General features: G+C 69.7%; 25 protein-coding genes. 3 read left to right on the forward strand and 22 right to left on the reverse strand.

The features are described from left to right. Positions 1 to 51 precede the first annotated feature (51 nt). The 12 genes from AX750_RS20925 to AX750_RS20980 form a co-directional block, all read right to left on the reverse strand. Positions 52 to 1,614, reverse strand: coding sequence for an ABC transporter substrate-binding protein (locus AX750_RS20925; RefSeq protein ID WP_066723343.1), 1,563 nt, complete (start codon positions 1,612 to 1,614; stop codon positions 52 to 54). Positions 1,615 to 1,678: 64 nt separating this feature from the next. Continuing rightward, positions 1,679 to 2,446, reverse strand: coding sequence for a glycerophosphodiester phosphodiesterase family protein (locus AX750_RS20930; protein ID WP_066723346.1), 768 nt, complete (start codon positions 2,444 to 2,446; stop codon positions 1,679 to 1,681). 2 nt (positions 2,447 to 2,448) lie between these two features. Next, positions 2,449 to 3,327: an ABC transporter permease gene (locus AX750_RS20935; protein ID WP_066723348.1), complete on the reverse strand. Its 879-nt coding sequence runs from the start codon at positions 3,325 to 3,327 to the stop codon at positions 2,449 to 2,451. Beyond that, positions 3,327 to 4,268 (reverse strand): ABC transporter permease, encoded by a 942-nt coding sequence (locus AX750_RS20940; RefSeq protein ID WP_066723350.1) that lies wholly within the window; start codon positions 4,266 to 4,268, stop codon positions 3,327 to 3,329. The genes AX750_RS20935 and AX750_RS20940 overlap by 1 nt, the downstream gene beginning before the upstream one ends. An 88-nt stretch (positions 4,269 to 4,356) precedes the next feature. Further along, positions 4,357 to 5,169 (reverse strand): sulfur oxidation c-type cytochrome SoxA, encoded by an 813-nt coding sequence (gene soxA / locus AX750_RS20945; RefSeq protein ID WP_066723353.1) that lies wholly within the window; start codon positions 5,167 to 5,169, stop codon positions 4,357 to 4,359. Positions 5,170 to 5,414: 245 nt separating this feature from the next. Continuing rightward, positions 5,415 to 5,738, reverse strand: coding sequence for a thiosulfate oxidation carrier complex protein SoxZ (gene soxZ / locus AX750_RS20950; protein ID WP_066723356.1), 324 nt, complete (start codon positions 5,736 to 5,738; stop codon positions 5,415 to 5,417). A gap of 11 nt (positions 5,739 to 5,749) precedes the next feature. Beyond that, positions 5,750 to 6,244 (reverse strand): thiosulfate oxidation carrier protein SoxY, encoded by a 495-nt coding sequence (locus AX750_RS20955; RefSeq protein ID WP_066723360.1) that lies wholly within the window; start codon positions 6,242 to 6,244, stop codon positions 5,750 to 5,752. Then, positions 6,207 to 6,659: a sulfur oxidation c-type cytochrome SoxX gene (soxX, locus tag AX750_RS20960; RefSeq protein WP_245282480.1), complete on the reverse strand. Its 453-nt coding sequence runs from the start codon at positions 6,657 to 6,659 to the stop codon at positions 6,207 to 6,209. The genes AX750_RS20955 and soxX overlap by 38 nt, the downstream gene beginning before the upstream one ends. Further along, positions 6,656 to 8,854 (reverse strand): molybdopterin cofactor-binding domain-containing protein, encoded by a 2,199-nt coding sequence (locus tag AX750_RS20965; RefSeq protein WP_066723371.1) that lies wholly within the window; start codon positions 8,852 to 8,854, stop codon positions 6,656 to 6,658. The genes soxX and AX750_RS20965 overlap by 4 nt, the downstream gene beginning before the upstream one ends. An 89-nt stretch (positions 8,855 to 8,943) precedes the next feature. Next, positions 8,944 to 9,411 carry a (2Fe-2S)-binding protein gene (locus AX750_RS20970; RefSeq protein WP_066723373.1) on the reverse strand — a complete coding sequence of 156 codons (468 nt, stop codon included), beginning with the start codon at positions 9,409 to 9,411 and terminating at the stop codon, positions 8,944 to 8,946. A 300-nt stretch (positions 9,412 to 9,711) separates the two neighbouring features. Beyond that, complete coding sequence (locus AX750_RS20975) at positions 9,712 to 9,951, reverse strand: DUF2934 domain-containing protein (protein WP_066723375.1); 240 nt, start codon at positions 9,949 to 9,951, stop codon at positions 9,712 to 9,714. Positions 9,952 to 10,084: 133 nt separating this feature from the next. Continuing rightward, positions 10,085 to 12,676 carry a GNAT family N-acetyltransferase gene (locus tag AX750_RS20980; RefSeq protein ID WP_066723466.1) on the reverse strand — a complete coding sequence of 864 codons (2,592 nt, stop codon included), beginning with the start codon at positions 12,674 to 12,676 and terminating at the stop codon, positions 10,085 to 10,087. Positions 12,677 to 12,792: 116 nt separating this feature from the next. Between AX750_RS20980 and AX750_RS20985 the strand changes: the two genes are divergently transcribed. Further along, positions 12,793 to 14,247 carry a protein adenylyltransferase SelO gene (locus tag AX750_RS20985; RefSeq protein ID WP_066723380.1) on the forward strand — a complete coding sequence of 485 codons (1,455 nt, stop codon included), beginning with the start codon at positions 12,793 to 12,795 and terminating at the stop codon, positions 14,245 to 14,247. Positions 14,248 to 14,395: 148 nt separating this feature from the next. After that, a complete protein-coding gene (locus AX750_RS20990; RefSeq protein WP_066723382.1) occupies positions 14,396 to 15,994 on the forward strand; it encodes a gamma-glutamyltransferase in 1,599 nt (532 codons plus the stop codon). 9 nt (positions 15,995 to 16,003) lie between these two features. On the opposite strand, the gene AX750_RS20995 is transcribed toward AX750_RS20990, so the two are convergent. From AX750_RS20995 to AX750_RS21035, 9 genes are all read right to left on the reverse strand, one after another. Beyond that, positions 16,004 to 16,348 (reverse strand): Rid family hydrolase, encoded by a 345-nt coding sequence (locus AX750_RS20995; protein ID WP_066723384.1) that lies wholly within the window; start codon positions 16,346 to 16,348, stop codon positions 16,004 to 16,006. 118 nt (positions 16,349 to 16,466) lie between these two features. After that, a complete protein-coding gene (locus AX750_RS21000) occupies positions 16,467 to 17,594 on the reverse strand; it encodes an FAD-binding oxidoreductase (RefSeq protein WP_066723387.1) in 1,128 nt (375 codons plus the stop codon). After that, positions 17,591 to 19,039: an NAD(P)/FAD-dependent oxidoreductase gene (locus tag AX750_RS21005; RefSeq protein ID WP_066723390.1), complete on the reverse strand. Its 1,449-nt coding sequence runs from the start codon at positions 19,037 to 19,039 to the stop codon at positions 17,591 to 17,593. Before AX750_RS21005 ends, AX750_RS21000 begins: the two co-directional genes overlap by 4 nt. Further along, on the reverse strand, positions 19,036 to 19,344 hold the full coding sequence (locus AX750_RS21010) for a (2Fe-2S)-binding protein (RefSeq protein ID WP_066723393.1): 309 nt from the start codon (positions 19,342 to 19,344) through the stop codon (positions 19,036 to 19,038). Before AX750_RS21010 ends, AX750_RS21005 begins: the two co-directional genes overlap by 4 nt. Next, on the reverse strand, positions 19,325 to 20,458 hold the full coding sequence (locus AX750_RS21015) for an FAD-dependent oxidoreductase (protein ID WP_066723396.1): 1,134 nt from the start codon (positions 20,456 to 20,458) through the stop codon (positions 19,325 to 19,327). Before AX750_RS21015 ends, AX750_RS21010 begins: the two co-directional genes overlap by 20 nt. Positions 20,459 to 20,463: 5 nt before the next feature. Further along, positions 20,464 to 21,264 carry an ABC transporter permease gene (locus AX750_RS21020; protein WP_066723403.1) on the reverse strand — a complete coding sequence of 267 codons (801 nt, stop codon included), beginning with the start codon at positions 21,262 to 21,264 and terminating at the stop codon, positions 20,464 to 20,466. Next, a complete protein-coding gene (locus AX750_RS21025) occupies positions 21,261 to 22,127 on the reverse strand; it encodes an ABC transporter permease (RefSeq protein WP_066723406.1) in 867 nt (288 codons plus the stop codon). Before AX750_RS21025 ends, AX750_RS21020 begins: the two co-directional genes overlap by 4 nt. Continuing rightward, complete coding sequence (locus AX750_RS21030) at positions 22,124 to 23,167, reverse strand: ABC transporter ATP-binding protein (protein ID WP_066723409.1); 1,044 nt, start codon at positions 23,165 to 23,167, stop codon at positions 22,124 to 22,126. Before AX750_RS21030 ends, AX750_RS21025 begins: the two co-directional genes overlap by 4 nt. 141 nt (positions 23,168 to 23,308) lie before the next feature. After that, positions 23,309 to 24,283, reverse strand: coding sequence for an ABC transporter substrate-binding protein (locus AX750_RS21035; protein WP_245282481.1), 975 nt, complete (start codon positions 24,281 to 24,283; stop codon positions 23,309 to 23,311). 184 nt (positions 24,284 to 24,467) lie between these two features. Here AX750_RS21035 and AX750_RS21040 point away from each other — a divergent pair, with 184 nt between their 5' ends. Then, positions 24,468 to 25,385, forward strand: coding sequence for a LysR family transcriptional regulator (locus tag AX750_RS21040; RefSeq protein ID WP_066723415.1), 918 nt, complete (start codon positions 24,468 to 24,470; stop codon positions 25,383 to 25,385). Here AX750_RS21040 and AX750_RS21045 read toward each other — a convergent pair. After that, positions 25,379 to 26,857 carry an efflux transporter outer membrane subunit gene (locus AX750_RS21045; RefSeq protein ID WP_082733188.1) on the reverse strand — a complete coding sequence of 493 codons (1,479 nt, stop codon included), beginning with the start codon at positions 26,855 to 26,857 and terminating at the stop codon, positions 25,379 to 25,381. The two genes, AX750_RS21040 and AX750_RS21045, sit on opposite strands and share 7 nt — an antisense overlap. Position 26,858: the final 1 nt, after the last annotated feature.

A 26,858-nucleotide genomic window follows, 5' to 3' on the forward strand; every position in this document is an offset into this window, starting at 1 on the left:
GGGTAGACGGGCGGCCCCGCGGCCGCCCGTCCCCGTCGGCCGGAACGGTTCTCAGCTCTTGGCGAAGGCGAGATTGTCCGGCCGCAGATCCATGAAATAGAAGGTGGTCGGCCGCCAGGCGATCGAGCGCTTGATCGCGTAGGCCTCACTCGGCTGGTAGAGGATGGTGGCCGGTGCCTCGTCCTCGAAGATGTCGAGCATCTGCGTGAACAGCGCCTTGCGGCGGGTCGGATCGGTCTCCGCCTCGAGCGCGGTCCCGGCGGCGTTGAAGGCGGCGGTCGAGGTCCAGAATTTCGACACCTGGACCTCTCCGGCCGGCCCCCAGGCAACCCAGATCGCGCCGAGCGGATCGGGCAGGCGCGTCGAGTTCGACCAGTTGAAGATCTGGACGCCCGGCCCGCGCATCTGCGCCGAGTTCTCGACGACCTGCAGCGAAGCGTTGAGACCGACCGCCTTCCACTGCTCGACCAGGATCTGCGCCGCCTCCAGCGCATTGGTGTAGTAGTTCGCCATGGTGCGGTAGACGATCGGCTCGCCCTTGTAGCCGGCCTCCTGCAGCAGCGCCCTGGCCTTGGCGGGATCGTAAGCGAGCTTGCGGCCTTCGACGAACATCTGCCCGTATTCGGGGTAGTTGTGGCCAGCCGGCACCTGCGCCGTGCCCTGCCACAGCGTGTCGACCAGCTTCTGACGGTCGATCGCCAGCGACAGCGCCTGACGGATGCGCTTGTCGGCCAGCACCTTGTCCTGCTCGTTGAAGGCCAGCACATGGACATTGGCCAGCACCACGGAACGGACCTCGATGTCCTTGTAGGCGCCGACGACGCTCATCTGGTCGGGCGGGATGTTGGTGATCAGGTCATAGTCTCCGGCGACGAGCCCGGCGACACGCGCGGCCAGTTCGGGCACGCGCCGGAACGTGACGCGGCGCGCCGTCGGCTTGCCCATGAAGTAGTCGTCGAAGGCCTCCAGCACCGTCGCTTCTGCGGCGGCATGCGACACGACGCGATAAGGCCCGGTCGCCACCGGCTTGCGCGAATAGGCCTCGAAGCCCATCGCCTCATAGGCGCGCTTGTTGACGATCCAGGCGCACCAGGAGGCGAGCCTCTGCTCCAGCAGAACGTCGGGCACGCGGGTGCGGAAGCGCACCGTGTAGCGGTCGATCGGCTCGACGCCGGCCAGCACGCCGAAATAGGCCCGTCCGCCCGGGATCTGCGCCTTCTCGCCCCAGAGGCGGCCGTCACGGAAGGTGTAGGCGACGTCCTCCGAGGTCAGCTCGTCGCCATTGTGGAACTTGACGCCCTGGCGCAGCGTCACCACCAGCTCCTGCGGCGAGACCCGCTCCCATGTCGTCGCCAGATGCGGCTTGAGCTGCGAGCCGCCGCCATCGGCGGCGCCGAGGAAGTCGCGCCGGATCAGCGTGTCGAAGATGGAATAGGTGACGCGGGTCCCGACATTGGACAGCTCGCGAGCCGGTTCCAGCGTCGCCGGCAGATCGGCGACGGCGACGGTGAAGTTCGGTCGCCTGTCGGCCTGGGCGAAGGCGAGCGGCGAGCCGGCGAGCACCGGCGCGGCGGCGGCGGCCTCCAGGAAGCGGCGGCGGGAGATCAGGGTCATGGCGGTCCTCGCAGGGGCTGGCGCAGGCCGCCGGCGGCCGCCTGCGCGCTGGTGTCCGCTTGCCTCAGCTTGACGACAGGCCGGTGACAGGCCGGGCCGCCAGAAGCACGCGCGGGTCGTCGAGCATCACGGCATCGGGGCGCAGGGCCAGCACCTGCTCAAGGCCTGCCGCATCAATGCCGCCGACGCCGAAGGGCGGATAGCCAGGCTCCGGCCGCGTGCGCGGCTGGCCGACCATGATCGCGACCTTCAGCCCCACCGCTCTGGCGGCTGCGATGCGCCGGGCGCTGGCCTGGCCCTGCCAGAGCCGGAACCAGCCGGCGCCGGCCCGGCGGGCCGCCTCGGCGCCGTCCGGATCGGCCAGCAGGCCGAGGATCGCGATGGCAGGATCGAGCGCCCGCGCCGCCGCGATCTGGCCAAGGTCTCGGAGCCCGAGGACCGCGCGTCGCCGTGCCCCGCCCTCCTCCAGCGCCGCCAGGATCTCGGGGACAAGCGCGGGATCGGCCGTCTTCACGTCGAGCAGGAGCCCGAGCGGGGCGGACGCGGCGATCGCCTCCGGCAATGTCATCAGCCCCGGCACCAGGAGGCGCAGCGTTGCCAGATCCGTCTCGGCGACGCGGCGCGGGTCCCCCGCGAGCCGCAGCAGATCCGCATCGTGCAGGCAGACGAGCGAACCGTCTCTGCTCCGGCGAAGGTCGGTCTCGACCCAGTCGGCCCCGATGGCGGCGGCGCGTGTGAATGCTGCCGCCGTGTTCTCGGCTGCGAGCAGGGCGCCGCCGCGATGGGCGATGGCGAGCGGGCGGGACGGCGGCGCCGCGACGGAAGACGGCATGGTCAGGTCCGCTGGGTGGTGGGGTCGAACCGGTCGCGCAGCCAGTCGCCGAACAGGCTCATCGACAGCGTCGTCAGGAAGATGGCGAGGCCCGGAAAGACTGCGATCCACCAGGCATTCAGCAGGTAGCGCCGTCCCTCGCCCAGCATCAGGCCGAGCGATGTCTCCGGCGGCTGGACGCCGAGGCCGAGGAAGGACAGCGAGGTCTCGAGCAGGATCGTACCGGGGAAGTTCAGCGTCGCCTGGACGACCAGCGCCGCGACGATGTTCGGCAGGAGATGACCGAGCATGACGCGTGCCGTCGAGGCGCCCAGCCCCTCGACGGCGTTGATGTAGTCGCTCTCCTGCTCGGAGATGACGAGACCGCGGGCAAGGCGCGTATAGCGGTCCCAGCCGTCGATGCTCACCAGCACGATGAAGAGCAGGATGTTGTTGCCGAAGAAGGCGAGCATGGTCAGCGCCAGGAACAGGGCCGGGATCGCCGCCTGGGCATCGACCGCCATCATGATCGCCTGATCGACGAGGCCGCGGCAGCGGGCCGCGAGGAAGCCGAGCAGCGTGCCGAAGACGGCACCGATCAGCGTGCCCAGCACGGCGATCAGGATCGAGGTGCGGATCGCGAAGATCAGCCGGCTCAGGATGTCGCGGCCGAGCTGGTCCGTGCCGAGCCAATGGGTGACGCCACCGCTCTCGAACAAGGGAGGCTTGAGCCGGGCTGCGAGGTTCTGCGTGGTGTAGTGGATCGGCGCCAGCCAGTCGGCGAGCAGCGCGACGACCACCACGGCCGCGAGGAAGCCGGCCGACAGACCGACGACGGGGGACATCGGACGGTGCAGACGGCCCCCGGAGGCCGGGAGGGAGACGGCGTCGAGGCTCGCCATCAGGCCGGCTTTCCGGTGACGCGGGCGAAGCCGCCGAGGCGCGGATCGATCAGGATGTGAAGGATGTCGACCAGCAGATTGGCGGCGACCATGATGACCGTCACCGTCAGGATCACCGCCTGCACGACGGCGAGATCGCGCGTCGAGACCGAATCGACCAGCAGCCGGCCGATGCCGGGCCAGGCGAAGATCGTCTCGACCACGGCGCTGCCGGCGAGGATGCCGCCGATCTCGATGCCGAGGAACATCAGAAGAGGCACGGCCGCATTGGGCAAGGCGTGGCGCAGGATCACGGCAAGCGGCATCACGCCCCGGCCGCGGGCGGCGCGGATGAAGGGCTTGCCGAGGACCTCCAGCGTCGAGGTTCGCGCGAAGCGCGCCAGGCGCCCCGCCAGCGGCAGCGCCAGCGTGACCATGGGCAGCACCAGATGCCAGGCCGTCTCCGAGCCCGCCGAGGGCAGCACCCGCAGCTTCAGCGCAAACAGCAGGATCAGCAGGATGCCGAGGAAGAAGACCGGGATCGCATAGCCGAAGACGGCGGAGGCCATGGCCAGCCGGTCGATGGCGCTGTTGTGCCGTAGCGCCGCCAACACGCCGAGCGGCAGGCCGATCAGCAGCGCCAGCAGCAGGGCCGACCCGCCGAGCAGAAAAGTCTTGGGCAGCGCCTCGCGCACCGCCTCGAAGGCCGGGCGGTCGTCGCCGAAGGAGAGGCCGAAATCGCCCTGCGCGACGGCGGCGAGATAGCGCCCATACTGCTCGATCAGCGGCCGCTCGAGCCCCCAGAGCTCGCGGTAATGGGCGCGCACATCGGGCGGCGTGTCGATCGAGAGCATGATGTCGGCCGGGTCGCCCGCCAGCCGCAGCGCGAGGAAGACCGCGGACACGCAAATCAGAACGGTCAGCAGCGCACGGGCAGCACGCAAAGCGAGGAAACGCAGCATCGGCCGGGGAAACCCGCTGAAACAGGATCGTCACCGCTTGTGACGACCGGTCCATGACAGGGCGATGACGGGACCCGGGCTAGACCGATCAGCGCCGCATGGCTGGCGTCTCGACGGGAAGGCCTCTCGCGCGGGCGGCGAGGAAGAGCTCCAGCGCGAGATATTCCGGCCCGCCCGCGTCGAACTGCGTCGCGCGCACGCCGAGCGAGCAGGCCCGCAGGCGCCGGTGCAACGAGCCGACCTCGTTCCATTCCAGCCGGTAGGCGGGATAGCCGGTGCCGGCGCCATGGCTGATCGTGTCGCCGCGCAGCTTCTGGCCGACGAGCCCGTCATGGCATTGCTGGCAGGAGAGGTTGAGCTGGCCCTGACGGCGCTCGAAGAAGGCCCTGCCGGCCTCGTAGAAATCCTTCGCCGGCCCGTCGGTCGTGACCTGCATCGGCAGGCCGCGCGAGAGCGAGGCCAGATAGGCGGTTAGCGAGAGCAGTTCCGGCGTCTCGTAGCCGAAGGCGGACTGCGCCTGCCGCTCGACCCGGCACTGCTCGATCCGGCCTTCGAGATTCAGCAGCCGGCCGGTGGCGGCATCGACCTGCGGGTAGCGCGTGGCAGCCCCGCGCAGACTCTGCTGCGGCTCGACATGGCAGGCGATGCACGCCTGCCCCTCGCCCGCCGGCCGTCGCGTGAACAGTTCGCGCCCCTGCTCGACCCAGAAGAAGCCGGGATTGCGCGTCTCGTCGGCCTGCTGCCGGCGCAGTTCGGGCGAGAGGAAGTCGGAGCCGGATTTGATCTCGGCGCGGGTGGGCGCGGCCTGAAGGAGGAGGCCGACGAGCGCGACCACGAACCCGATCGCGCCCCAACCCAGCGGGTCATCCCGGACGCAGCGCAGCGGAGATCCGGGATCCATGCCTGAGCCCATCCGAGACAGCGTTCCGGAATGGATCCCGGGTCTCCCTTCGGTCGCCCGGGATGACCCGCGGGTTATCGGGACCAGGTTCGCAACCAGTGTCCTCGAACCACAACCCTCATCCTGAGGAGCAAGCGAAGCTTGCGTCTCGAAGGATGCTCCAGCGCGCTCTGGACCATCCTTCGAGACGCCGCTGGCGCGGCTCCTCAGGATGAGGGCCGGGAACAATCGCAAGCCGGCGAAGCTCACGTCACGGTCAGCCGGGCGGTGCGGGTGTAGGTCGCGCCGCCGTCCTCGCGCCACTCGAAGACGATGTCGCCGGTTTCTATCGCCCGCGTCGTGAAGGAGACGAAGGGGTTGGCGGCGACGCCGGTATGCATGTCGAGGCGGAAGATCGTCTCGCCGGCATAGGTTGCGGTCAGACGATTCAGGATCTTGCGCGGCACCGTGCCGCCCTTGCCGTCGGACTGGCCGCCGCGGTCCATCGGATGGCGGGTGAGGACCTTGATCTCGACGATCTCGCCGGCCTTGGCCTGGGCCGGCAGGCTGATGCGGGCATTGAAGCTCATGACCCGCCTCCTCAACCGCCGTCGATGCAGGCGCTCAGCGTCACCACGATATCCGCCTCCGCGAGGAGGAAGCGGCCGTCGCTCAGAGCGGCCACCGCCGCGACCTTCTGCGACTGCGCGATCCGCAGCGTCGTCGAGACATCGGCGCGGCCCGCGCGGGGGCCGAGATGGAAGCGCGCCATGTCGGGGAACGGGTTCTTCTCGGCGATGAGATGAATCCAGCGGACATGGTTGGCCTGCGTCATCGGGCTATCGACGCGGATGCGGGTATCCACCGCATTGCCGTTTTCGGCGAGGGCCGGGATGTCGAGGGTGATGCGGGCACGCTCCGGAACCGCGCCTTCGGTTACGCGGGCAATGAGCTGTGCGAGCTCCGGCGGCGTGTCGGCGACAGCCGGGAGCGGAAGCCCGGCGGCCAGCAGCCCGGCCGCCGTGCCCGCCATCAGGCTGCGCCGGTCGATCCCGGCATCACTGCGCGCGGAGCGTGGCGAGATAGCTGACGACATCCTCGATCTCCTGGGCCGAGAGGGCCGGCTTGCCCCGGAAGGCCGAGGCGACATCCTGCAGGTTTTCCGTCCGGAAATAGGGCGGCATCACGGTCTGCGGGTTCACAAGCGAGGCATCGACCAGCCGCAGCCGGATCTGGCCGGCCTCGAGACGAGCGCCGACGCCGGCGAGCGGCGGGCCGATCGAGCCCTGGAAGGGCTCTGACGGGTCCGCGCCCCGGTGGCAGATCAGGCAGTTGCCGCGCTCGCGATCCCGCACCAGAGTCTCGCCGCGCCGGACATCGCCGGAGAGGCCGCCGAGCGGCGCTGGAATGGCGTCGCCGACGACCGCGAAGGGTTCGAGCGCGGTGGCGGGTGAGACGGCCAGCAGCGCTGCGCCCAACCCGAGCCGCGCCCGCATGCCGGCCCTGCTCACGCCTTCTTCAGGTCGGCGTTCTTGAGCGGCAGGTTGCGGATGCGCTTGCCGGTGGCGGCGAAGATCGCGTTGAGCACGGCGGGCGCCGCGACCGCGATCGTCGGCTCGCCAACGCCGCCCCAGAAGCCGCCCGACGGCACCAGCACGGTCTCGACCGCGGGCATCGCCTCCAGCCGCATCACCTCATAGGTGTCGAAGTTCTCCTGCTCGACGCGACCGTCCTTGATGGTGATCTCGCCGTAGAGCGCGGCCGAAAGCCCGTAGACGAAGGAGCCCTCGATCTGGCGCTCGACCTGCGCCGGGTTGACGACATGGCCCGGATCGGTCGCCGCGACGATGCGGTGGATCTTCAGCTTGCCGTCGTCGCTGACCGAGACCTCGGCCACCGCCGCGACATAGGCGCCGAAGCCCATGGTCTGGCAGATGCCGCGGAAGACGCCGGCCGGCAGCGGCTTGCCCCAGCCCGCCTTCTCGGCCGCGGCATTGAGCACGGCGAGATGCTTGGGGTGGTTCTTCATCAGGCCCCGGCGGAACTCGAGCGGGTCCTTGCCCGCCGCATGCGCCAGCTCGTCGATGAAGGATTCGAGATAGATCGCATTCTGGTTCAGGTTGACGCCACGCCAGAAGCCCGGCGGCACATGCGGGTTGCGCATGGCGTGGTCGATCAGGAGGTTAGGGATGGTGTAGCCGATCGAGGCCTCCGGCCCCGAGGCGTTGAGCCCCTGGAAGACGACCGGGTCGCGGCCGTTCTGGATGTTCTGCGGGAAGATGCCGGCGACGATGGACTGGCCGGAGATGCGCATGTGCAGGCCAGTCAGATTGCCGTCCTTGTCGAGCGCGCCGGTCATCTTGCACTGGGTCAGCGGGTGGAAGCGGCCATGCAGCATGTCCTCCTCGCGCGACCAGATCAGCTTCACCGGGGTTCCGGGGATCTGCTTGGCGATGGCGACGACCTGGCGGACCCAGTCATGCACAGCGCCGCGCCGGCCGAAGCCGCCGCCGAGATCGATCTTGTAGGCCTCGCATTTCGCGATCGGCAGGCCGGAGGCTTCCGCGGCCGCGGCCAGCGCCGCCTCGCCGTTCTGCGTCGGCGTCCAGACCTCGCATTTCTCGGGCGTGTAGAGCGCCGTCGCGTTCATCGTCTCCATACAGGCGTGGTTCTGGAACGGGTAGGAATAGACCGCCTCGATGGTGCGCGCGGCACCGGCGATCGCGGCCTTCACATCGCCGTTCTGGTTGCCGACGACGGCCTGGGGCGCATCGAGCCCCTCCTTCAGCCAGGCGGCGAGGCTCTCGCTCGTGACATTGGCGTGCTGGCCTTCGTCCCAGACGATCGGCAGCGCGTCGAGCGCGGTCTTTGCACGCCACCAGGTATCGGCCACGACGGCGACAGCGCTGTCGCCGACGGGCAGGACATGCTTCACGCCCGGCATGTCCTTGATCTTGGCCGCGTCGAAGCTCTTCACCTTGCCGCCGAAGACGGGGCAGTCCTTGATGGCGGCGTTGAGCATCCCCGGCAGCTTGAAGTCCATGCCGTAGATCTTGGCGCCATTGGTCTTGTCGACGGTGTCCAGCCGCGGCAGCGGCTTGCCGGCGATGATCCAGTCCTTGGGATCCTTCAGCACCACATCCTTGGGCGCCTCGAGCTTGGCCGCCGCGGCGGCGACCTGCCCGTAACGCAGCGAGCGCCCGGAGGCCTTGTGGGTGATGACGCTCTTCTCGGCGGTGCATTCGGACGCCGGCACCTTCCACTCATTGGCGGCCGCCTGGATCAGCATGGTGCGGGCCGCAGCGCCGCCCTTGCGGACATATTCGTGGCTCTCGCGGATGCCGCGGCTGCCGCCGGTCGAGAAATTGCCCCAGATGCGGTTGCGGGCGACGTTCTGGCCGGGCGTCGGGTATTCGGTCGTGACCTTCGCCCAGTCGCAGTTCAGCTCCTCGGCGACGAGCTGGGCGAGGCCGGTCAGGGTGCCCTGCCCCATCTCGGAGCGGGCGATGCGGATCACCACCTTGTCGTCGGGATGGACGACGACCCAGGCGTTGATCTCCGGCACCGCGCCCTGCGCGTTGGCCTCGCCGAAAGGAATGGCGAAGCCGAAGCTGAAGGCGCCGGCTGCGGCGGCGGAGCCGGCGAGCAGGCTGCGGCGGGAGAGCGCCGGACCGTTGGAAGGCTGATGGGCAGAGAGGGTCGTCATGTCGTCCTCCGGATCAGGTTGGCGCGAGGGAGGCGGCGGGCGATGATCGCACCGGCCTCGACCCCGCGGGGAAGGGAAGCGAGGCGAGGTCAGCCGCGGCCGAGGGTTCCACCCGCGACGACGTCGAGGATCGCGGTCTTGACCCGCGCATAGGTGCCGCAGCGGCAGATATTGGTGATCTCCGCGGCGATGTCCGCCTCAGTCGCCTTGGGGTTGGCCTGCAGCAGCGCGGCCGTCGCCATGATCATGCCGCTCTGGCAGAAGCCGCATTGCGGGACGTCGTGCTTGATCCAGGCCTGCTGCACCGGATGCGTGCCGTCGGGGGAGAGGCCCTCGATGGTGACGATCTTCTGCTCGACGGTGACGGAGTCGAGGGGCAGCGCGCAGGAGCGTGTCGCGACGCCATCGATATGCACCGTGCAGGCACCACACTGGGCCACGCCGCAGCCATATTTCGTGCCCGTGAGCCCGATCTGCTCGCGGATGACCCAGAGCAGCGGCGTGTCGCCGGCCGCCTCGACGTCGATGATCTTGCCGTTCACATTGAGCTTCGCCACCGTCGACCTCCCGGTTCGGATCAAGAAGGGCGGCGAGAGTGCCCACGCGCCTCGCCGCTGGACCGGCGAAGCGCCCTTGGCACACCGGTCAGACTTGAATTGGAAGAGAGTGAAGCTCAGTTGCGGCCGCAAGCCAACCGCGACCGCAGCCCCGATCACGCGGCGTGAGGGGGCGATCGTTCGTGCATCTGGCACCGACACAGCCGATTTTCCGTGTCGGCGCTTGATTTGGGAGAACGAAACGTCGGCGCGAACCGAAGGGCGAACCGCGCCGGAATCACGGCAACGTGATCCTCTTCGTCAGCCGCCAAGGCCCGGCGCCGGAAGGCCGCGCGAGCCGCGACGGCGCGAGGGCGTCGTGGACCGCTGCGGCTGTGTCTCCGTCTCCATCGCTGCAGGATCCTCACCGGCATGCTCGAAGGCCCAGATTTCCTTGGCGCGATCCCAGTGGCGGCGATCCTCGCCATCCGGGCGGCCATCCTCCATCCAGAGGCGATAGGCGATCTTCCTGATCTCACCGAGGGCTTTGTCGTCTTCCATGGGGACTTCCTCCATCGCGGATCGGTCAGGCCCGCGATATGGCGGCGGGCCTTTCGGGTGAACCGCGATCCGTCGCGAGCGTTCCCTGCCTTCGCGCCCGAAAATCAGGCAGCGACCGCGCTGAGGGGCGGATTCAGACCGGTTCGACCGGCAGGGTGACGACGCGGATCGCCGTGTCGTCCGGGTCGTTGGCGATGTCGAAACCGAGCTGGCGGCAGAGCGCGAGCATGCGCGTGTTCTCGGCCAGGACCTGGCTGCGGATGACCTTCAGCCCCTCGGCCCGCGCCCAGTCGATGATCAGCGTCATCAGGCTCCAGCCGAGCCCCAGCCCCTTCATGTCGGAGCGCAGTAGAATCGCGTACTCGGCCTCCTCATGGGCGATGTCGGCATGGAGACGCACCACGCCAGCAACCTCCCCCGCCTCGTCCAGCGCCACGAAGGCCATAGCGCGGGCGTAGTCGAGCTGCGTCAGATGGGCGAGGAAGGCATGGCTGAAGGCCTTCACCGGCGCGAAGAAGCGCAGGCGCAAATCCTCCGGCGTAACCTTCTTCAGCATCTCGGCGATGGCGCCCTCGTCGTCGGGCCGGATCGGCCGCACATCGAAGGTCCGGCCGCCGCGCAAGGCCATCGCCCTGGCCCAGGCAGCGGGATAGGGCCGGATCGCCGGGCGGCGACGCTGCTCGGGCCTGCGCTCCAGCATGATGCGGGCATCGACGGCGATGACGCCGGTCTCGTCGGCGAGCAGCGGGTTGAGGTCGAGCTCGCGGATTTCGGGCAGATCGACCGCCATCTGGCCGACGGCGACGATGGCAGCCGCCACCGCCTCCAGCTTCGCCGCCGGAACATCGCGATAGGCGGCCAGCACGCGCGACACCCGTGTCCGGGCGATCAGTCGCTCGGCGAGGCCGAGGTCGAGCGGCGGCAGGGCGGCGTGGCTGTCGTCGATCAGTTCGGCGGCCGTCCCGCCGCGGCCGAAGACGACGACCGGGCCGAAGCAGGGATCGGTGGCGAAGCCGACGATGAGCTCGCGCGCCTTGGCGCGCTGCGCCATGGGCTGCACGGCGAGACCGGTGATGCGCGCGCCCGGCCGCTCCTGCGCCACCCGCGCCAGCATGCGCTGCGCCGCCTCGCGGATCGCGGCTTCGGTCGCCAGATCGAGCGCGACGCCGCCGACATCGGATTTGTGGACGATGTCGGGCGAGACGATCTTCAGCGCGACCGGGCGTCCCGATGACAGGAAGGGTCGGGCGACGACCAGCGCCGCCTCGACATCCGTCGCCAGCACGGGCTTCAACTCCGGAACGCCATAAATCGCCAGCAGCGCCGAGACCTCGCCGGCATCGAGCCAGTCGCGCTCCTCGGCCAGGGCCCGCGCGACGATGGCCCGCGCCTGGGCGAGGTCGGGCGGCGGCACCTCGCCCGCGGCCGGCGGCGTCGCCATCAGCTCCGTCTGCAGGCGGGCATGGCGCAGCAAATGCTGGAAGCCGACCACCGCTTCCGCGCCGGTGGCAAAGGAGGGCAGCCCGGCTGCGGCGAAGCGCGCGCCCACCGCCTCATCACCGCCGATCCAGGCCGCCAGGACGAGCTTGCCGCGTCCGGCCTCCTGCGCAGCAGTGACGACCGCCTCCGCACAGGCTTCCGCCGCGGCGAGGCGATGCGGCGCATGGACAGCCAGAACCGCGTCGACGCCGCCATCCGCGAGCAGGGCGGTGATCGTCTTGGCGTAGTCCTGCGCCGTCGCGACCTCGACGATAGCCTCTTGTCCGGCCTCGGCGGCGTCGGTGCCGCGCAGGGCGAGGCGCCCCCCCAGCTGTCTCAGGCGGCCGGCCGCCAGCGCAGCCAGCCCCGCGCCATTACTGACGATCGCCAGCCGCCCGCCGACGAGCTGGCGGCTGCGGCCCAGCGTTTCCGCCGCGGCGAAGAGCTCGTCGAGATCGTTGACGCGCAGCAGGCCGGCGCGGTGGAAGGCCGCGTCATGGGCCCGGTCGGAGGTCACGATCAGGCCGGCATGAGTCAGCCCTCCGTTCCGGATGGAAGGCTGCCAGGCCTTGAGCACCAGCACCGGCTTCAGCCGCGCCGCGGCCCGTGCCGAGGAGAGGAAGCGCGCCGCATCCTCGACCTCGTCGAGCGCGAGCAGGATCGCACGGGTGCGGCCGTCCTGGCCGAAATGGTCGAGCGCATCGGCGAGGTCGACATCGGCGGCGGCGCCGAGCGTGACGACGCCGGAAAAGCCGACCTCGCGCCGCGCCGCCCAGGCGAGGATGCCCGCGGCGATGGAGTTCGACTGAGCCACGAGCGCGAGGCTGCCGGCGCCCGGCACGAAGGGGGCGAAGCTCGCATTGAGGTGGAGACGCGGCGCGACGAGGCCCATGGAATCGGGGCCCAGCAGCCGCACGCCCGCCTTGCGCGCCCCCTCCGCCAGGACGGGCGCGTCCCTGCGGTCTCCGTTCACCACCAGCACACCGGCGCAGCCGCGCCGACCCGCCGCGGCGATGGTCTCGGCCGCGCTATCGACGGGGGCGATGACGAGATCGACGGGCTCCGGCAGATCATCGAGCGCTACCACGAGCTCGAAGCCCGGCACCGACCGGCCGATGATGAAGCGGCGGCCGCCATAGCCTTCGGCCGCGAGCGCTTCGAGAAGCGGCCCTGTCGCGGCGCCCGGCGGGGCGACGACCGCCAGCGAGCCAGGTTCCAGCATGCGTTTCAGTCGATCCGTGGCCATATGCGCAACGTAGCCGATTCGGATGCGGGCGTGTGTGACGGCCGCCATGGCGGGAACCCTCGCTCCCGATCCGGCTTTTCGACCAGGGGGCGCGACGCCCCGAAACAGGACACGCCATGCCCATCGCCTTCGATAATTCCTATGCCAGGCTGCCGGAGCGCTTCTTCGCGCTGACTCCACCGACACCCGTGCCGCAGCCGCGACTGGTGAGGCTGAATCAGGGGCTGGCGGAAGAACTCGGGCTCGATCCGGTCTGGCTCTCGGGGCCGGAGGGCCTCGCCATGCTGGCCGGCAATGCGGTGGCCGAGGGCTCGACGCCGATCGCCACTGCCTATGCGGGCCACCAGTTCGGGAACTTCGTGCCGCAGCTCGGCGACGGCCGGGCGATCCTGCTCGGCGAGGTGATCGACCGCTTCGGCCGGCGCCGCGATATCCAGCTCAAGGGCGCCGGCCGCACGCGCTATTCGCGCGGCGGGGACGGGCGCGCCGCCGTCGGGCCGGTGATGCGCGAATACATCGTCAGCGAGGCGATGGCGGCGCTCGGCATTCCGACGACGCGGGCGCTCGCCTTCGTGCTGACCGGGGCGCCGGTGATGCGCGATGAAATCTTGCCCGGCGCGGTGCTGACGCGCGTCGCCGCCAGCCACATCCGCGTCGGCACCTTCCAGTTCTTCGCCGCGCGGCAGGACACCGAGGGCCTGCGGGCGCTCGCCGACCATGTCATCGCGCGCCACCATCCGCAGGCGGCGGAGGCGGAGAACCGCTATCTCGGCCTGCTCGAGGCGGTGATCGCGGTGCAGGCAGATCTGATGGTGCGATGGCTGCTGGTCGGCTTCATCCATGGCGTGATGAACACCGACAACGTCTCGATCGCCGGCGAAACCATCGACTACGGCCCCTGTGCCTTCCTCGACGCCTACGACCCGGCCACCGTCTTCAGCTCTATCGACACCGGCGGGCGCTATGCCTATGGCAACCAGCCGACGATCGCGCTTTGGAACCTGACGCGCCTCGCCGAGGCGATGCTGCCGCTTTTCGCTGAGGAGACCGAGGCGGCCGTGCAGAAGGCGCAGGATGCGCTCGCCAGCTTCGCCCCGCGCTTCCAGGCCGGCTACGACGCGGGCATCGCGCGCAAGCTCGGCCTCCCCGGCGACAGCGAGGCGGACACCGTGCTCGGCGCCGAGTTCCTCGGCCTGCTCGGCGCGCGCGAGGCGGACTTCACCCTGACCTTCCGCCACCTCGCCCGGCTCCAGGCCGGCCGCGCCGACGAGGCGCCGCTGCGGGCCGCGCTCGCGGACGATCCCGCGCTGGAGGGCTGGCTGGCGCGCTGGCGCGAACGCAGCGCGGAGACCGCGCCGGGCGGGCTGCTGCACTTCAACCCGGCCTATATCCCGCGCAACCACCGCGTCGAGGCCGCCATCGCCGCCGCGCAGGAGCGGGACGACTTCGGCCCCTTCGAGGAGTTGCTCGCGGTGCTGGCCGAGCCCTTCGTCGAGCACCCCGGCTATGCGGATTACGAGAACCCGCCGAAGCCGGAGGAACGCGTGCTGCGCACCTTCTGCGGCACATGACGCTGCGCGGGGCGGGGCGGCCGCGGCGCCATGCGCACCGCGCCGGCCCCGGCTCGCGCAGCGCAGGCCCGGGGGTCTGTCGCGCCCGGCCCCCGTCATGCTCTGATCGCGCGCCGGCCACTCAAGAGCCGCTGCGAGGAGACCGACGATGGATGGCCGCCGCCCGACGATCCAGTCCCGCCACGGCATGGTTGCCGCGGCCCACCCGCTCGCGGCCCAGGCGGGCGCGCGGCTGCTGATCCAGGGCGGCAACGCGTTCGATGCGATTGCCGCCACCGCGGCGGCGCTGACCGTGGTCGAGCCCTTCATGTCGAGCCTGTCGGGCATGGGCTCGGCGACGCTCTGGTCGGCGGCGGAGGGGCGCGTCAGCGTGCTCGACTTCGTGCCACCGATTCAGAGGAGCTTCCCGGCCGAGCGCTTCACGCAGCGCAGCGATCTCGAGCGCGGCCCCCATGCGGTGGCGATGCGGGGCAACCTCGCCGGTTGGTGCGAACTCGTCTCGCGCCATGGCCGCAAGACACTGGCTGAGGTTTTCGCGCCCGCGATCGCGCTCGCCCGGGACGGCTTCGCCCTGTCGGAGTTCGGTGTCGCCGAGTTCAACGAACAGGCGCCGCTGCTGCAGGCCTGGGCCGAGCTCTACTCTGGTTTCGCGGCGAATTATCTGCCGGAGGGCGGCCCCGTGCGCGTCGGCCAGGTGCTGCGCCAGCCCGATCTCGCGACGACCTTCACCGCCATCGCGGCGGAGGGGCCGGATCATCTCTATCGCGGCGCGCTGGGCCAGCGCATCGTGGCCCATCTGCGTTCGCTCGGCGGGCTGATGACGATGACGGATCTCGCGGCGGTCAAGCCGCGCTGGCGCGAGCCCTTCGCGGCCACTTATCGCGGCCTGACGGTCCATGTGCCGCCGCCGCCCTGCGAGGCGTTCCAGTTCCTGCTCAGCCTGAAGATCCTCGAGGGCTGCGATCTGGGCGGCCTCGTCAAGGACGGGCCGGAGCATCTCGACCTCGTCTTCCGGGCGATCCGGCTGGCAGCGGGCGTCCGGATTGCCGCGAACAATCCCTCGCTTGAGCGGCTGGCCGCGATCTTCGCGGAGGATGCGCTCGCCGCGCTGCGCCGGCGCCTGACCGACGGCGTGCCGGTCGAGGGGCCGACGGAGCAATGGACGCCGCAGCTGGCTGAGGACCCCGCGCATACGACCTCCTTCTCGGCGTCGGATGCGGAGGGCAATCTGGTGTGCATCACCAACAGCCTCGGCAGCCCCTTCGGCAGCGGGATCGTGGTCCCCGGCACGGGCGTCTGCCTCAACAATTTCCTGTACTGGTCGGACGTCCAGACCGGCAGCCCGAACCGCTCTAAGCCCGGCGACGAACTGCCGATGTGCATGTCGCCTAGCCTGTCGACGCGGGACGGCCGCCCCGTGCTCGCGCTGGGGACGCCCGGCAGCTATGGCATCATGCAGACGCAGACCCAGGCGATGGTGCAGCATCTCGATTTCGGCCTGCCGCTGCAGGACGCGATCGAGGCGCCGCGCGCGCGGCTCTGGGACGGGCGGGCGATCGAGGCCGAGAACCGGATCGCGCCCGAAACCCTGGCCGAGCTGCGCCGGCGCGGCCATGCCATCACCGCCTTCGACACCGGCTGGACGATGCGCTGCGGCGGCATGCAGGCGGTGGCGGTCGACCCCGTCACCGGCGTGATGACCGGCGCGGCTGATCCGCGCCGGGATGGCTATGTCGTGGCGGTGTGAGGGGCTGCCTCAGCCGCGGCTGGCGGTGCAGACGATCTCGATCAGCGCGCCGCCGAGATCGGCGACGCCGACCGTCGCGCGGGTCGGCAGGGCGTCGCCGAAGAAGCCGGTCCAGACCGGGTCCATTTCCTTCTTGGCCGCGAGATCGGTGACGAAGATCGTCGCGGCGACGATCGCCTTGCGGTCGAGCCCGACCTCACCGAGATAGCCCTCGATCTTGGTCAGGATGTTCTGAGTCTGCGGACCCATCGACTGGGTGATGTCGTCGGCGATGCAGCCGCCGACGAAGACGAGATTGCCGGCCTCGACGACGCGGTTCTGGATCGGGGTCTTGATGCTGCGCTTGATGGTCATGGTCTTCTCTCCTGGGGTGAAAGCCTGGGGTCGTCATTGCGAGCGCAGCGAAGCAATCCAGGGCCGCAGCGCTCGACGATCTGGATTGCTTCGCTGCGCTCGCAATGACGGGTGGATGTCATGAGGGCGCCGCAAACCGCGCGATGCCGAGCCCGTCGATGGGCACATTGCTCGAGCCGGTGGCGATGATCTCGGCCATCACGGCCCCGGCCCCGGGGCCGAGCTGGAAGCCATGGGCCGAGAAGCCGAACTGGTGATAGACGCCCTCGTGTTTGGCGCTCTTTCCGAAGACGGGCAGGTCGTCGGGCATGCGCGCCTCGATGCCGGCCCAGGCGCGCAGGATCGGCGCCCCGCGCATGATCGGAAACAGGTCCCAGACCGTCTTCGCATTGGTGGCGAGCTTGCCCCAGTCGAGCACGGTGCGGTTCTCGTCGCGGATCGCGCGGCCGAGATAGCCGCCGCCGATGAGCACGGTGCCGTTCTCGAACTGCTTGAAGGAGAGCTTGCGCTTGCGCAGGATCACCACCGGCTTGATGAAGGCCGGCATCCGGGCGGTGATCATCAGCATCGGCGCGATGACCTCGAGCGGCACCGGCTCGCCGAGATCGGCCGCGATGCGATCGGCCCAGGCGCCCGCGGCATTGACGATGCGTGGCGCGAGAAAGGCGCCGTGGTCGGTCTCGACGCGCCAGTTGGCACCGTCGCGGACGAGGCGGGTGACGCGCACGCTCTCGCGGATGTAGGCGCCCAGGCTCTGCGCCTTGCGCTTGAAGGCCTGCGTCGCCCGCAGCGGGATCGCCGCGCCGTCGCGGCGCGAGACGACGCCACCGGGGCAGGCGTCGGAGACGGCCGGCACGAGGCGGCGCAGTTCGGCCGCGTCGATCAGCTCCTCATGGTGGAAGCCGCGCAGGGTCAGGTCCTCGACGCGGGCGCGGCAATTGCCGAGGTCCTCCTCGTCCTCCGCGACCAGCACCTGCCCGTCTGAGGTGAAGCCGCAATCATCGTCGACGAGGTCGCCGATGCGGTGCCAGAGCGCCATCGAGGTGTTGGAGAGCGGGATCTCCGCGACATGGCGGGCGAGCTGGCGCACGCCCCCGGCATTGACGCCGGAGGCATGGCGGCCGGCATGGTCCTTCTCGATCAGGATGACCGAGAGCCCGCGCATCGCGCAGTGCAGCGCCGTCGAGCAGCCATGGATGCCGCCGCCGATGACGATGACGTCGGCGCTGCGGCGCCCTTCGCTCACCGCACCACCGCTTTGATGGCGGCGTCCGTCGGCGGCAGGGCCGCAAGTTCGGCGAGCGTCACCGGCTTCACTGGCGGGCGCAGCCGGTAGTAGCCGGTCTCTTCCGGCGATGCGCCGCGCTCCTGCGCGATCAGCTCGACCACGGTCGGGCCGCAGAGGCGACCCTGGCAGGGGCCCATGCCGCAGCGCAGGAAGGCCTTCATCTGGTTGGGGCCGGTGACGCCGAGGCGCCGCGCCGTATCGCGGATCTGGCCGGCCGTAACCTCCTCGCAGCGGCAGACGATGGTCTCGTCCGCCGGAGGCGCAAGGAATTGCGGGGCCGGGCGATAGAGCAGGTCGAGGAAGCGCCGCCCGCGCAGGCTGCGGGCCAGTTCGGCCTGCGTGGGGGCTGCCTTTTCGTTGCGCTCGGCTTCCGAGAGCCGGCCGAGCCGGCGCGCGGCGTCGAGCGCCGCGATCTCGCCGCGCAGAGCCGCGCTTTCGGCACCGCCGATCCCGGCCCCGTCGCCGGCGATGGCGATGCCGGGGATCGAGGAGGCGAACCACTCGTCCACCGTCGGCGTCCAGCAATGCTGGACGATATCGAAGTGCTGGGCGCAGCCGGCAGCGTTGGCGAGGTTGATGCCGGGGATGACGCCCTGATGCAGCAGCAGCGCGTCGCAGGAAATCGTCTCGGTCGCTCCTCCACGCGTCACCGCCACTCCCGTGAGCTTGTCCGAGCCCGCGGCCGCCAGCGCGGTGACGCCGGCTTTGAAGGGCAGCTTGCCGCGGGCGGCCGCCATGAGCTTCAGCCCTTTGGCGAGATAGGGCGAGCGCAGGAAATCGGGAAGCGCGGCGACGGCGGCGAGCCAGTTGCGGCGCGGCGTGGTGTCCAGCACCGCGACGATGTTGGCGCCCGCAGCCGCGAGCTGGCCGGCGAGCAGATAGAGCAAGGGCCCGCAGCCGGCGATGACGGTGCGTCCGCTCGGCACAAGGCCCGAGGCCTTGAGCGCGATCTGGGCGGCGCCGGCGGTCATCACGCCCGGCAGGGTCCAGCCGGGAATCGGGAAGGGCCGTTCCTGCGCGCCCGTCGCCAGGATGACCTGACCGGCGGCGATCAGCCGGGCCTGACCTCCGAGCGAGAGCCCGAGCTCGAAGCCGCCGGCCTCGTCGGGCGCGACCGACCAGATGGTGCAGCCGGGCGCATAGGCGGTCTTCGTCGGCCTGAGCCGGTCGACCAGCGCCCCGCCCTTCCAGTATTCCTCGCCCAGGACGGCGCGCGGCGTGACCGGCGTCGTGGTGACGGCGCGGTAGATCTGGCCGCCGGGCGCCGGGTTCTCGTCGGCCAGCAGCACGGAAAGGCCGAGTTCGGCCGCGCGCGCCGCCGCGGCGAGCCCGGCCGGGCCGGCGCCGACCACGGCGATGTCGTAATGCTCGGCGACCTGGCCGATCGTCTCGATCGCGATCATGACCGGGCCCCGTCGGGATGGCGGCGCCCGGCCTGGGTTTCGATCCGCATGCCCTCGCGCAGCGGCACGAGGCAGCCCTGGCGGTTGCCGACGCCGTCGATGACGACGAGGCAGTCGAAGCAGACGCCCATCATGCAATAGGGCCCGCGGGCGGCGCCCGAGACCGGCGTCTGCCGGCAGGCCTGGATGCCATTGGCGAGCAGCGCGGCCGCGACCGTGTCGCCGGCGCGCGCCGTGAGGGCACGCCCGTCGAAGGTGAAGCCGAGCGCATCGGCCGGCTTGCCCTCATGCATGGGCCGGAACATGGAACCTCCGTGCGGAAAAGGCATCGAGCGTGTCGGGCAGGCCGCCCGCGAGAATGGCGGGGGCGAGCGTCAGGACATGGTTGGCGGCCAGCGTCACGCCGGAATGGCAGGTGACGACGAAGGCGCCGGGATGGCTGAGCGACTGGTCGTAGATCGGGAAGCCGTCCGGGCTCATCACCCGCAGCGCCGACCAGGAGCGGACGACGTTGAGGCCGGCCAGCCGCGGGAACATCCGCACCGCGCGCTCGGCCATGACCGAGAGGATGGGCTGGCCGACCACGGTGTCGAAGCCGCGATCCTCCTGGCTGTCGCCGATCATGATGCCGCCCTCGTCGGTCTGGCGGATCGTCACCATCGGGTTGTGCAGGAAGGGGTCAGTCTTCTCGGTGACGATGATCTGGCCCTTGCTCGGCTTCACCGGCGCATCGAGCCCGACCATGGGCGCGAGCCGCGCATTGCCGAGGCCGGCCGCGAGCACGACCTTGCCCGCCGCGATCTCGCCGAAGGCGCCCTTCAGCCGGAAGCCGCCGGCGTCCGAGGTGATGCTGTCGACCGTGCAGTTGGGGCGATAGTCGACGCCGCGCCGCGCGCTGGCGTCGCGCAGCGCCCGGAACAGCTTGAGCGAGTTCACATGGCCGTCGAGCGGGCTGTAGACCGAGCCGACCACATCTTTCCCGATGTCGGGCAGGCGGCGCTTGGTCTCGTCATGGTCGAGGATCTCATAGGGGAAGTCGCTCAGCGACATCTGGTTGTGCAGACGCTGCATGGTCTGGCGGCGCTGCTCGAGCTCGGCCTCGGACAGGCAGAGCATGAAGCCGCCGGGCTGGCTGTGGGCGACGTCGATGCCGGTGTCCTCGTGCAGCACCGCGGCGAGCTCGTGCCATTGCTCGGCCGAACGGCGCGACCACATGGCATAGTCGGGCATACCGAGCCCCTTGGACTGGACCCAGACCAGCGCGAAATTGCCGCGCGAGGCGCGGAAGGCGACGTCCCCCTCGTCGAGGACGGTGACGCGCGCACCACCGCGCGCCAGGCCGAGCGCCATCGCGCCGCCGACGACGCCGCCGCCGACGACGACGATGTCGGCTTCCGATACGGAGTTTTGCGCAGTCACGTCTGTCAGCCCTTTCCGGATCCGACGAAGAGGCGGTCGAGCCCGAACAGGCGGTCGAGCGCGAAAAGCAGGATCGCGGTCATGGCGATCAGGCAGGCGGAAACCGCCGCGATCAGCGGGTCGATGTTGTCCTGGATGTAGAGGAACATGCGCACCGGGAGCGTCACGGTGGCGGGCGAGGCGATGAACACGGTCATCGTGACCTCGTCGAAGGAGTTGATCGCCGCCAGCAACCAGCCGGAGACGACGCCGGGCAGGATCAGCGGCAGCGTCACGCGGCGGAACACCGTGGCCGTGCCGGCGCCGAGCGAGATCGCGGCATGCTCGATGCGCCGGTCGATGCCGTAGGAGGCCGCCAGCACGAGCCGCAGCGCGAAGGGGATGACCACGATGATGTGGCTCAGCACCAGCCCGACGAAGGTGCCGGAGATGCCGATCTGCGTGAAGAAGCGCAGGAAGGCGATGCCGAGCACGACATGCGGCACCATCAGCGGCGACATGAACAGCGCCGTGATCGCCTCGCGTCCGGGGAAGCGGTAGCGCGCGATGGCGAGCGCCGCCGGCACCGCAAGCCCGATCGCGATGGTCGAGGACAAAGCCGCCAGCCAGAGCGAATCGCGGAAGGCCCGAATGAACTCGGGATAGTCGAAGATCGCCCTGAACCACCGCAGGCTCGGGCCGCGCGTCGGCAGCGAGAGATAGCCCTCGGGCGTGAAGGCGACGACGCAGACAATCAGCAGCGGCGCCAGCATGAAGACGACGAAGAGCCCATGGAAGATCAGGGCGGGGATGCCGTTTCGTCTCATTCGAACACCTGTGCGTAGCGGCGCTCGACGAGGCGGTTGGAGCCGACGGTGATCAGCACCAGCGCGACCAGCAGCAGCGTCGCCACCGCGGCGCCGAGCGGCCAGTTCAGCGTGTTGAGGAACTCGTCATAGGCCAGCGTCGCGGCGACCTTGAGTCGGCGCCCGCCGATGATCGCCGGCGAGGCGAAGGCGCTCGCGGCCAGCGCGAAGACGATGATCGAGCCCGAGAGGATGCCCGGCACGATCTGCGGCAGGATGACCCGGCGCCAGATCGTCAAGCGGCCGGCGCCGAGCGAGAGCGCCGCGTTCTCGATCTGGGGGTCGAGCCGCTGCAGCGAGGCCCAGACCGCGAGGATCATGAAGGGGATCAGCACATGGATCAGCGCGATGACGACGCCGGTCTCGGTGAACATGAACTCGAGCGGCGTCTTGATCAGACCGAGCGCGATCAGGCCCTGGTTGACGAGGCCGGTCGAGCCCAGCAGCAGGGCCCAGCCGAGCGTGCGCGACACGACCGAGACCAAAAGCGGGCCGATGATCACCAGCAGGAAGGCGCTGCGCCAGGCGGGCGACATCCGGTTGAGGATGTAGGCCTCAGGCACGCCGATGAGGATGCTCGCCAGCGTCACCAGGACCGCGATGCGGAAGGTCCGCAGGAAGATCTCGAGGAAATAGGAGTCGCTGAAGACCTCGATCCAGTTCTTCAGCGTGAATTCCGGGACGATGCCCTTGTACTGCCCCCAGTCGTAGAAGGAGAGCAGTACGGTCATGCCCAGCGGGATGATGACCAGTCCGAGAAAGACCAGCAGCGCCGGGCCGGTCAGCAGGAAGGGCGCGCTGCGCTGCGTGACGACGCCGCTCATGCCGCCGCTCCGGCGGGCAGGATGGCGGCGTCGGCGGCCGAGAACCGAAGCCGCACGGTTTCGCCTTCGCCCGGCACGGCCGCACCGTCATTGCCGCGCATCAGGATCAGCGCGCCGGCGGCGCTCTGGGCGCTGAACTGCCAATGCGCGCCCTGGAAGACCCGGCCGGTGATGCGCGCCTCGAGTCCGGGCTCGCCGGCCGCGGCGAGCATCAGTCGCTCGGGCCGGACGGCGAGCTGCAGGGGCCCCTTCCCGGCTCCCGGCAGCGGCAGAACGAGGCCACCGACGTTGACGGCGCCCTGCCCGTCGCCGGTCGCGGCGAGCACATTGGTCTTGCCGAGGAAGCTCGCGACGAAGGCGCTGGCGGGCCGGTCATAGACTTCGTGCGGCGCGCCGATCTGCTCGATGCGACCCTGGTTCATCAGCACGATGCGGTCCGAGAGCGCCATCGCCTCGTGCTGGTCATGGGTGACCAGGATCGTGGTGGTGCCGATCGAGCGCTGGATCTGGCGCAGCTCGCTTTGCATCTCCTCGCGCAGCTTGGCATCGAGATTGGAGAGCGGCTCGTCGAGGAGGAGCAGCGCCGGCTTGATCACCAGCGCCCGCGCCAGCGCCACGCGCTGCTGCTGGCCGCCCGACATGCGGCGCGGATAGCGATCGGCGAAGCCCTTGAGGCCGACCAGTTCCATCGCCTCCTGCGTGCGCCGGTCGCGGTCGGCCTTGGGCACGTCGCGCATCTCGAGCCCGAAGGCGATGTTCTCCGCCACCGTCATATGCGGAAACAGCGCATAGCTCTGGAAGACGATACCGAGTCCGCGCTTGTTGGGAGCGACCGAGACCAGATCCGCGCCGTCGAGCCGGATGCCGCCCTGGTCGACATCGACGAAGCCGGCGATCATCTGCAGCGTCGTCGTCTTGCCGCAGCCCGACGGGCCGAGCAGTGAGATGAACTCGCCACGCTCGACGGAGAGGTTCATGGCGTCGACGGCGGTGAAGCCGCCGAAGCGCTTGGTCAGGCCATCGAGGACGAGATGGGACATGGGACTTTCGAAGGTTTCAGCTCAAAGATCGGGCGTCATGGTCGGGCTTGACCCGACCATCTCAGGACGTCTGGGACGAGATGCTCGTCACGAGCTTCTCGGGTCGCCACGTCGCGGCGCCCGAGAATGACGGCTGGCGCCTTACCGCTCGATCTCGCGGTTCCAGCGCTTGGTCCACTCCTCGCGCTTGGCGTTGACGATGTCCCAGTCGACCGCCTTGAGCTTCTTCACCTCGTCGCCATAGGGCAGGCCCTTCTGCTCGTCCTTGGTCAGCGTCACGGTCGTATTGGCCGGGCCGAAGCCGGCGCCGACCGCCATGATCTTCTGGATCGCGGGCGAGAGCATGAACTGGATGAAGGCGTTGGCCTCGGCCGGGTTCTTGGCGCCCTCGACCGGACAGGCCGCGACGCCAAGCGCGAAGCTGCCCTCCTTCGGATAGACGAACTCGACCGGGAAGCCGGTGTCGGCGAAGGCCTTGACGCGGCCCGAGCCCCAGACGCCGAGCACCGCCTGGCCGTTCTGGAAGAGCTCGGTCATCTTCGCCGGCGAAGGCTCATAGGCGACGATGTTGGGGTTGATCTCGTCCTTGAAGGTCTTGAAGCCCGGCTCGATGTTGCTCTCGCCGCCGCCGCCGATCTGCGCCATCGCGATCAGGGCATGCAGGCCATAGGTGTTGTTGATCGGCGGGGTGACGATCTTCTTGCCGTAGGTCTTCGACTTCAGATCGTTCCAGGAGGTCGGCGCCGGCCACTTGTTCTCGGCGAAGACCTTGGTGTTGTAGAACAGGCCCGTGGCGACCAGGCCGAGGCCGACGCCCTTGTTGGACTTGAACTTCATCACCGGAGCGACGTCCTTGTAGACGGGGCCGTCGGTCAGCGTGCCGCAGAAGCCGAGCGCGACCGCCTGATAAGCCGGGCCGTCATCGACGATGGCGACGTCGATCTGCTGGTTGCCCTTCTGGGCCTGGAGCTTGGCGAGGGTGTCGGTCGAATTGCCGGCGACGTATTCGATCTTGACGTTGGCCTGCTTCTCGAAGACCGGGATGACCTCCTTGCGCATGGTCTGCTCATACGAGCCGCCATAGCCGGCGACATACATCGTCTTCTGCTGTGCCATGGCGGCACCGGACGCGGCGAGCGCGGTCGTCGTCAGCAGCAGTCCAACCCAAGAGACTTTCATGAACCCCTCCTCGTTTTTGTGAGCGATGGGTGAAGGTTCTGCGACAGATTGTAACGGGTCAAATCGAATGATTCGTTCATTCGATACCCAAATGTTATGATCGGGCTTTTCGGGACAATCGATGCTGAACCCGCGCCAGATCGAAGCCTTTCGGACCGTGATCGTGGCCGGAGGCGTCACAAATGCCGCCCGCGCCCTGAATATCAGCCAGCCGGCCGTGACGCGCCTGATCCATGATCTGCAGTATGTCCTGGGCCTGACGCTGTTCGAGCGGCGCGGAACGCGGCTCGTGCCCACCAATGAGGCGCTTTCGTTATACCGCGAGGTCGAGCGTCAGTTCGTCGGTCTCGAGCAGATCGAGAACACGGCCCGCAACCTGCGCGAGGGGCTCGCGGGCAGCCTCCGGATCGCGGCGCTGCCGACCTTCAATGTCGGCTTCCTGCCGCGGCTCGTCGCCGCCTATATGAAAGACAAGCCCGGTCTCGAGATCGCGATCTACGGCAGCATCTCCTCCCAGGTGGTGGACTGGGTCGCGACCGGCTTCTGCGACATCGGCTTCGCGCAGTATCCGCTCGACTTCCCGCATATCGTGGCCGAGCAGCTGCCTTCGGTGCCGGCGGTCGCGGTGCTGCCGGAGGGCCACCGGCTGTGCGAGAAGCCCGTGCTGGAGCCGGCCGATTTCGCGGGCGAGCCCTTCGTCTCGCTCGCCGGCTCGACGCAATGGCGTTATCGCACCGACGCGCTGTTCTCGGCCGCGCGCGTGAAGCGTGCGATCCGCGTCGAGACGCCGCTGTCGATGATCGCCTGCTCGCTGGTCGCCTCCGGTGCCGGGGTGGGGATCGTCGATCCCTATACCGCGGCCGAATACCGCGGTCGCGGCATCGTCACGCGCCCCTTCCGTCCCGAAGTGCTTTACGATCTCGGCGTGGTCTGGCCGGTCGGCCGGCTCCGCTCGCCGCTGGCGCTGGGCTTCGTCGAAACGGTGACGGCGGCGATCCGCGATTTGGCCGCCGCCAGCGAAGGGCCTGAGCCTCAGTAGGCGGCGCGCAGATGCGGGCCGGTGTTCGTGTCGACGACGCGCTTGCGTTCGACCTCGACCGGCCGGTCCCAGCCGCCGCCCAGCGCCTTGTTGAGCGCGACGAAGTTGGAGGTCGCGGTGACGCGGCTCTGCAGCAGCGTGTCCTCGGCGCTGTAGAGCGAGCGTTCGGCGTCGAGCACATCGAGGAAGCTCGCCGCGCCGGACTGGTAGAGCGTGCGCGAGAGCCTCGCCGCCTCGCGATAGGAGGTGGCGGCGGCCGAGAGCTTGCCGGCCCGCTGACGCTCCTTGGCGAGGTTGACCAGCGAATTCTCGACATCCTGCAGCGCGGTCAGCACCGCGAGCCGCAGCGCCGCGTCGGACTGGTCGCGCTGCGCCTCGGCGACCTCGACAGCCGCGCGCAATTCGCCGCCATTGAAGATCGGAACGCTGAGCGTCGGGCCGAAGGACCAGCCGATCGAGGAGTTCTTGGCGAGGTCGCCCGTCTTCAGCGCGGTGGTGCTGATCTTTCCGGTGAGGCTGACGCTGGGATAGAGTGCCGCCTCTGCCTGGCCGATCTTGGCCGTCGCCTGGGCGAGCTGGCGTTCGGCGCGGCGCACGTCCGGCCGGTTGACCAGCACGTCCGCGGGGATGCCGGCCGGCGGCGTGCCGCGCGCAGCGGGGATCGGACCGCCCGAACCAAGGAGTCCCGCGAGCGCGGTCGGCGCCTCGCCGGTCAGGATGCCGAGCTGGTGCAGGCTCTGGGCATAGGAGGCCTCGAGCGTCGGGATCGCGGCCTCGGTGGTCGCGGCCTGGGCGGCGGCGCGCTCGACGTCGAGCGCCGAAGCGGTGCCCGCCGTGAAGCGGTTGCGCGTCAGCTTCTCGGTCTCGCGCTGGGAGGCGGCGGTGCGGCGGGCGAGCGCGATGCGGGCCTGCGCGCCGCGGGCTTCGGTGTAGTTCGTCGCGACATCGCCGATCAGCGTCAGCAGGGTCGCGCGCAGATCCTCGTCCGCGGCATCGACGCCATAGGTCGTCGCCTCGACATTGCGGTAGTTCGCGCCGAAGAGATCGAGCTCGAAACTCGCATCGAAGCCGGCCTGATACAGGTTCGAGGTGATATTGGTGCCGCTCGAGGAGGTCGCGGCGGAGGAGCGCGAGCGCGTCGCCGAGCCCTGGCCGTCGATCTGCGGGAGAAGCGCTCCGATCGCCTGACGGCGCGTGGCGCGCGCCTCGCGGATGCGCGCCTTGGCGGAGGCGACGTCGAGATTGCCGGCGACCGCGCGCTCGACGATCTCGTTCAGCCGGCGATCGCCGAGCTTCTTCCACCAGCCGCCGAGACGGGCCGCGTCCAGCGGCTTGGTCGTCTTCGGAGCGTTGCCCCACTGGCCAGGCAGCAACTGGCCGGGCGTCGCATAGTCCGGCCCGACGGCACAGCCGGCGAGCGTCATCGCGACAAGGCCGATGCCGGCCCAGCAGGCGAGAGGCGTCTTGGTCATC

It is taken from the genome of Methylobacterium sp. CCH7-A2 (genome assembly GCF_001557075.1).
Lineage (GTDB): Bacteria > Pseudomonadota > Alphaproteobacteria > Rhizobiales > Beijerinckiaceae > Allobosea > Allobosea massiliensis.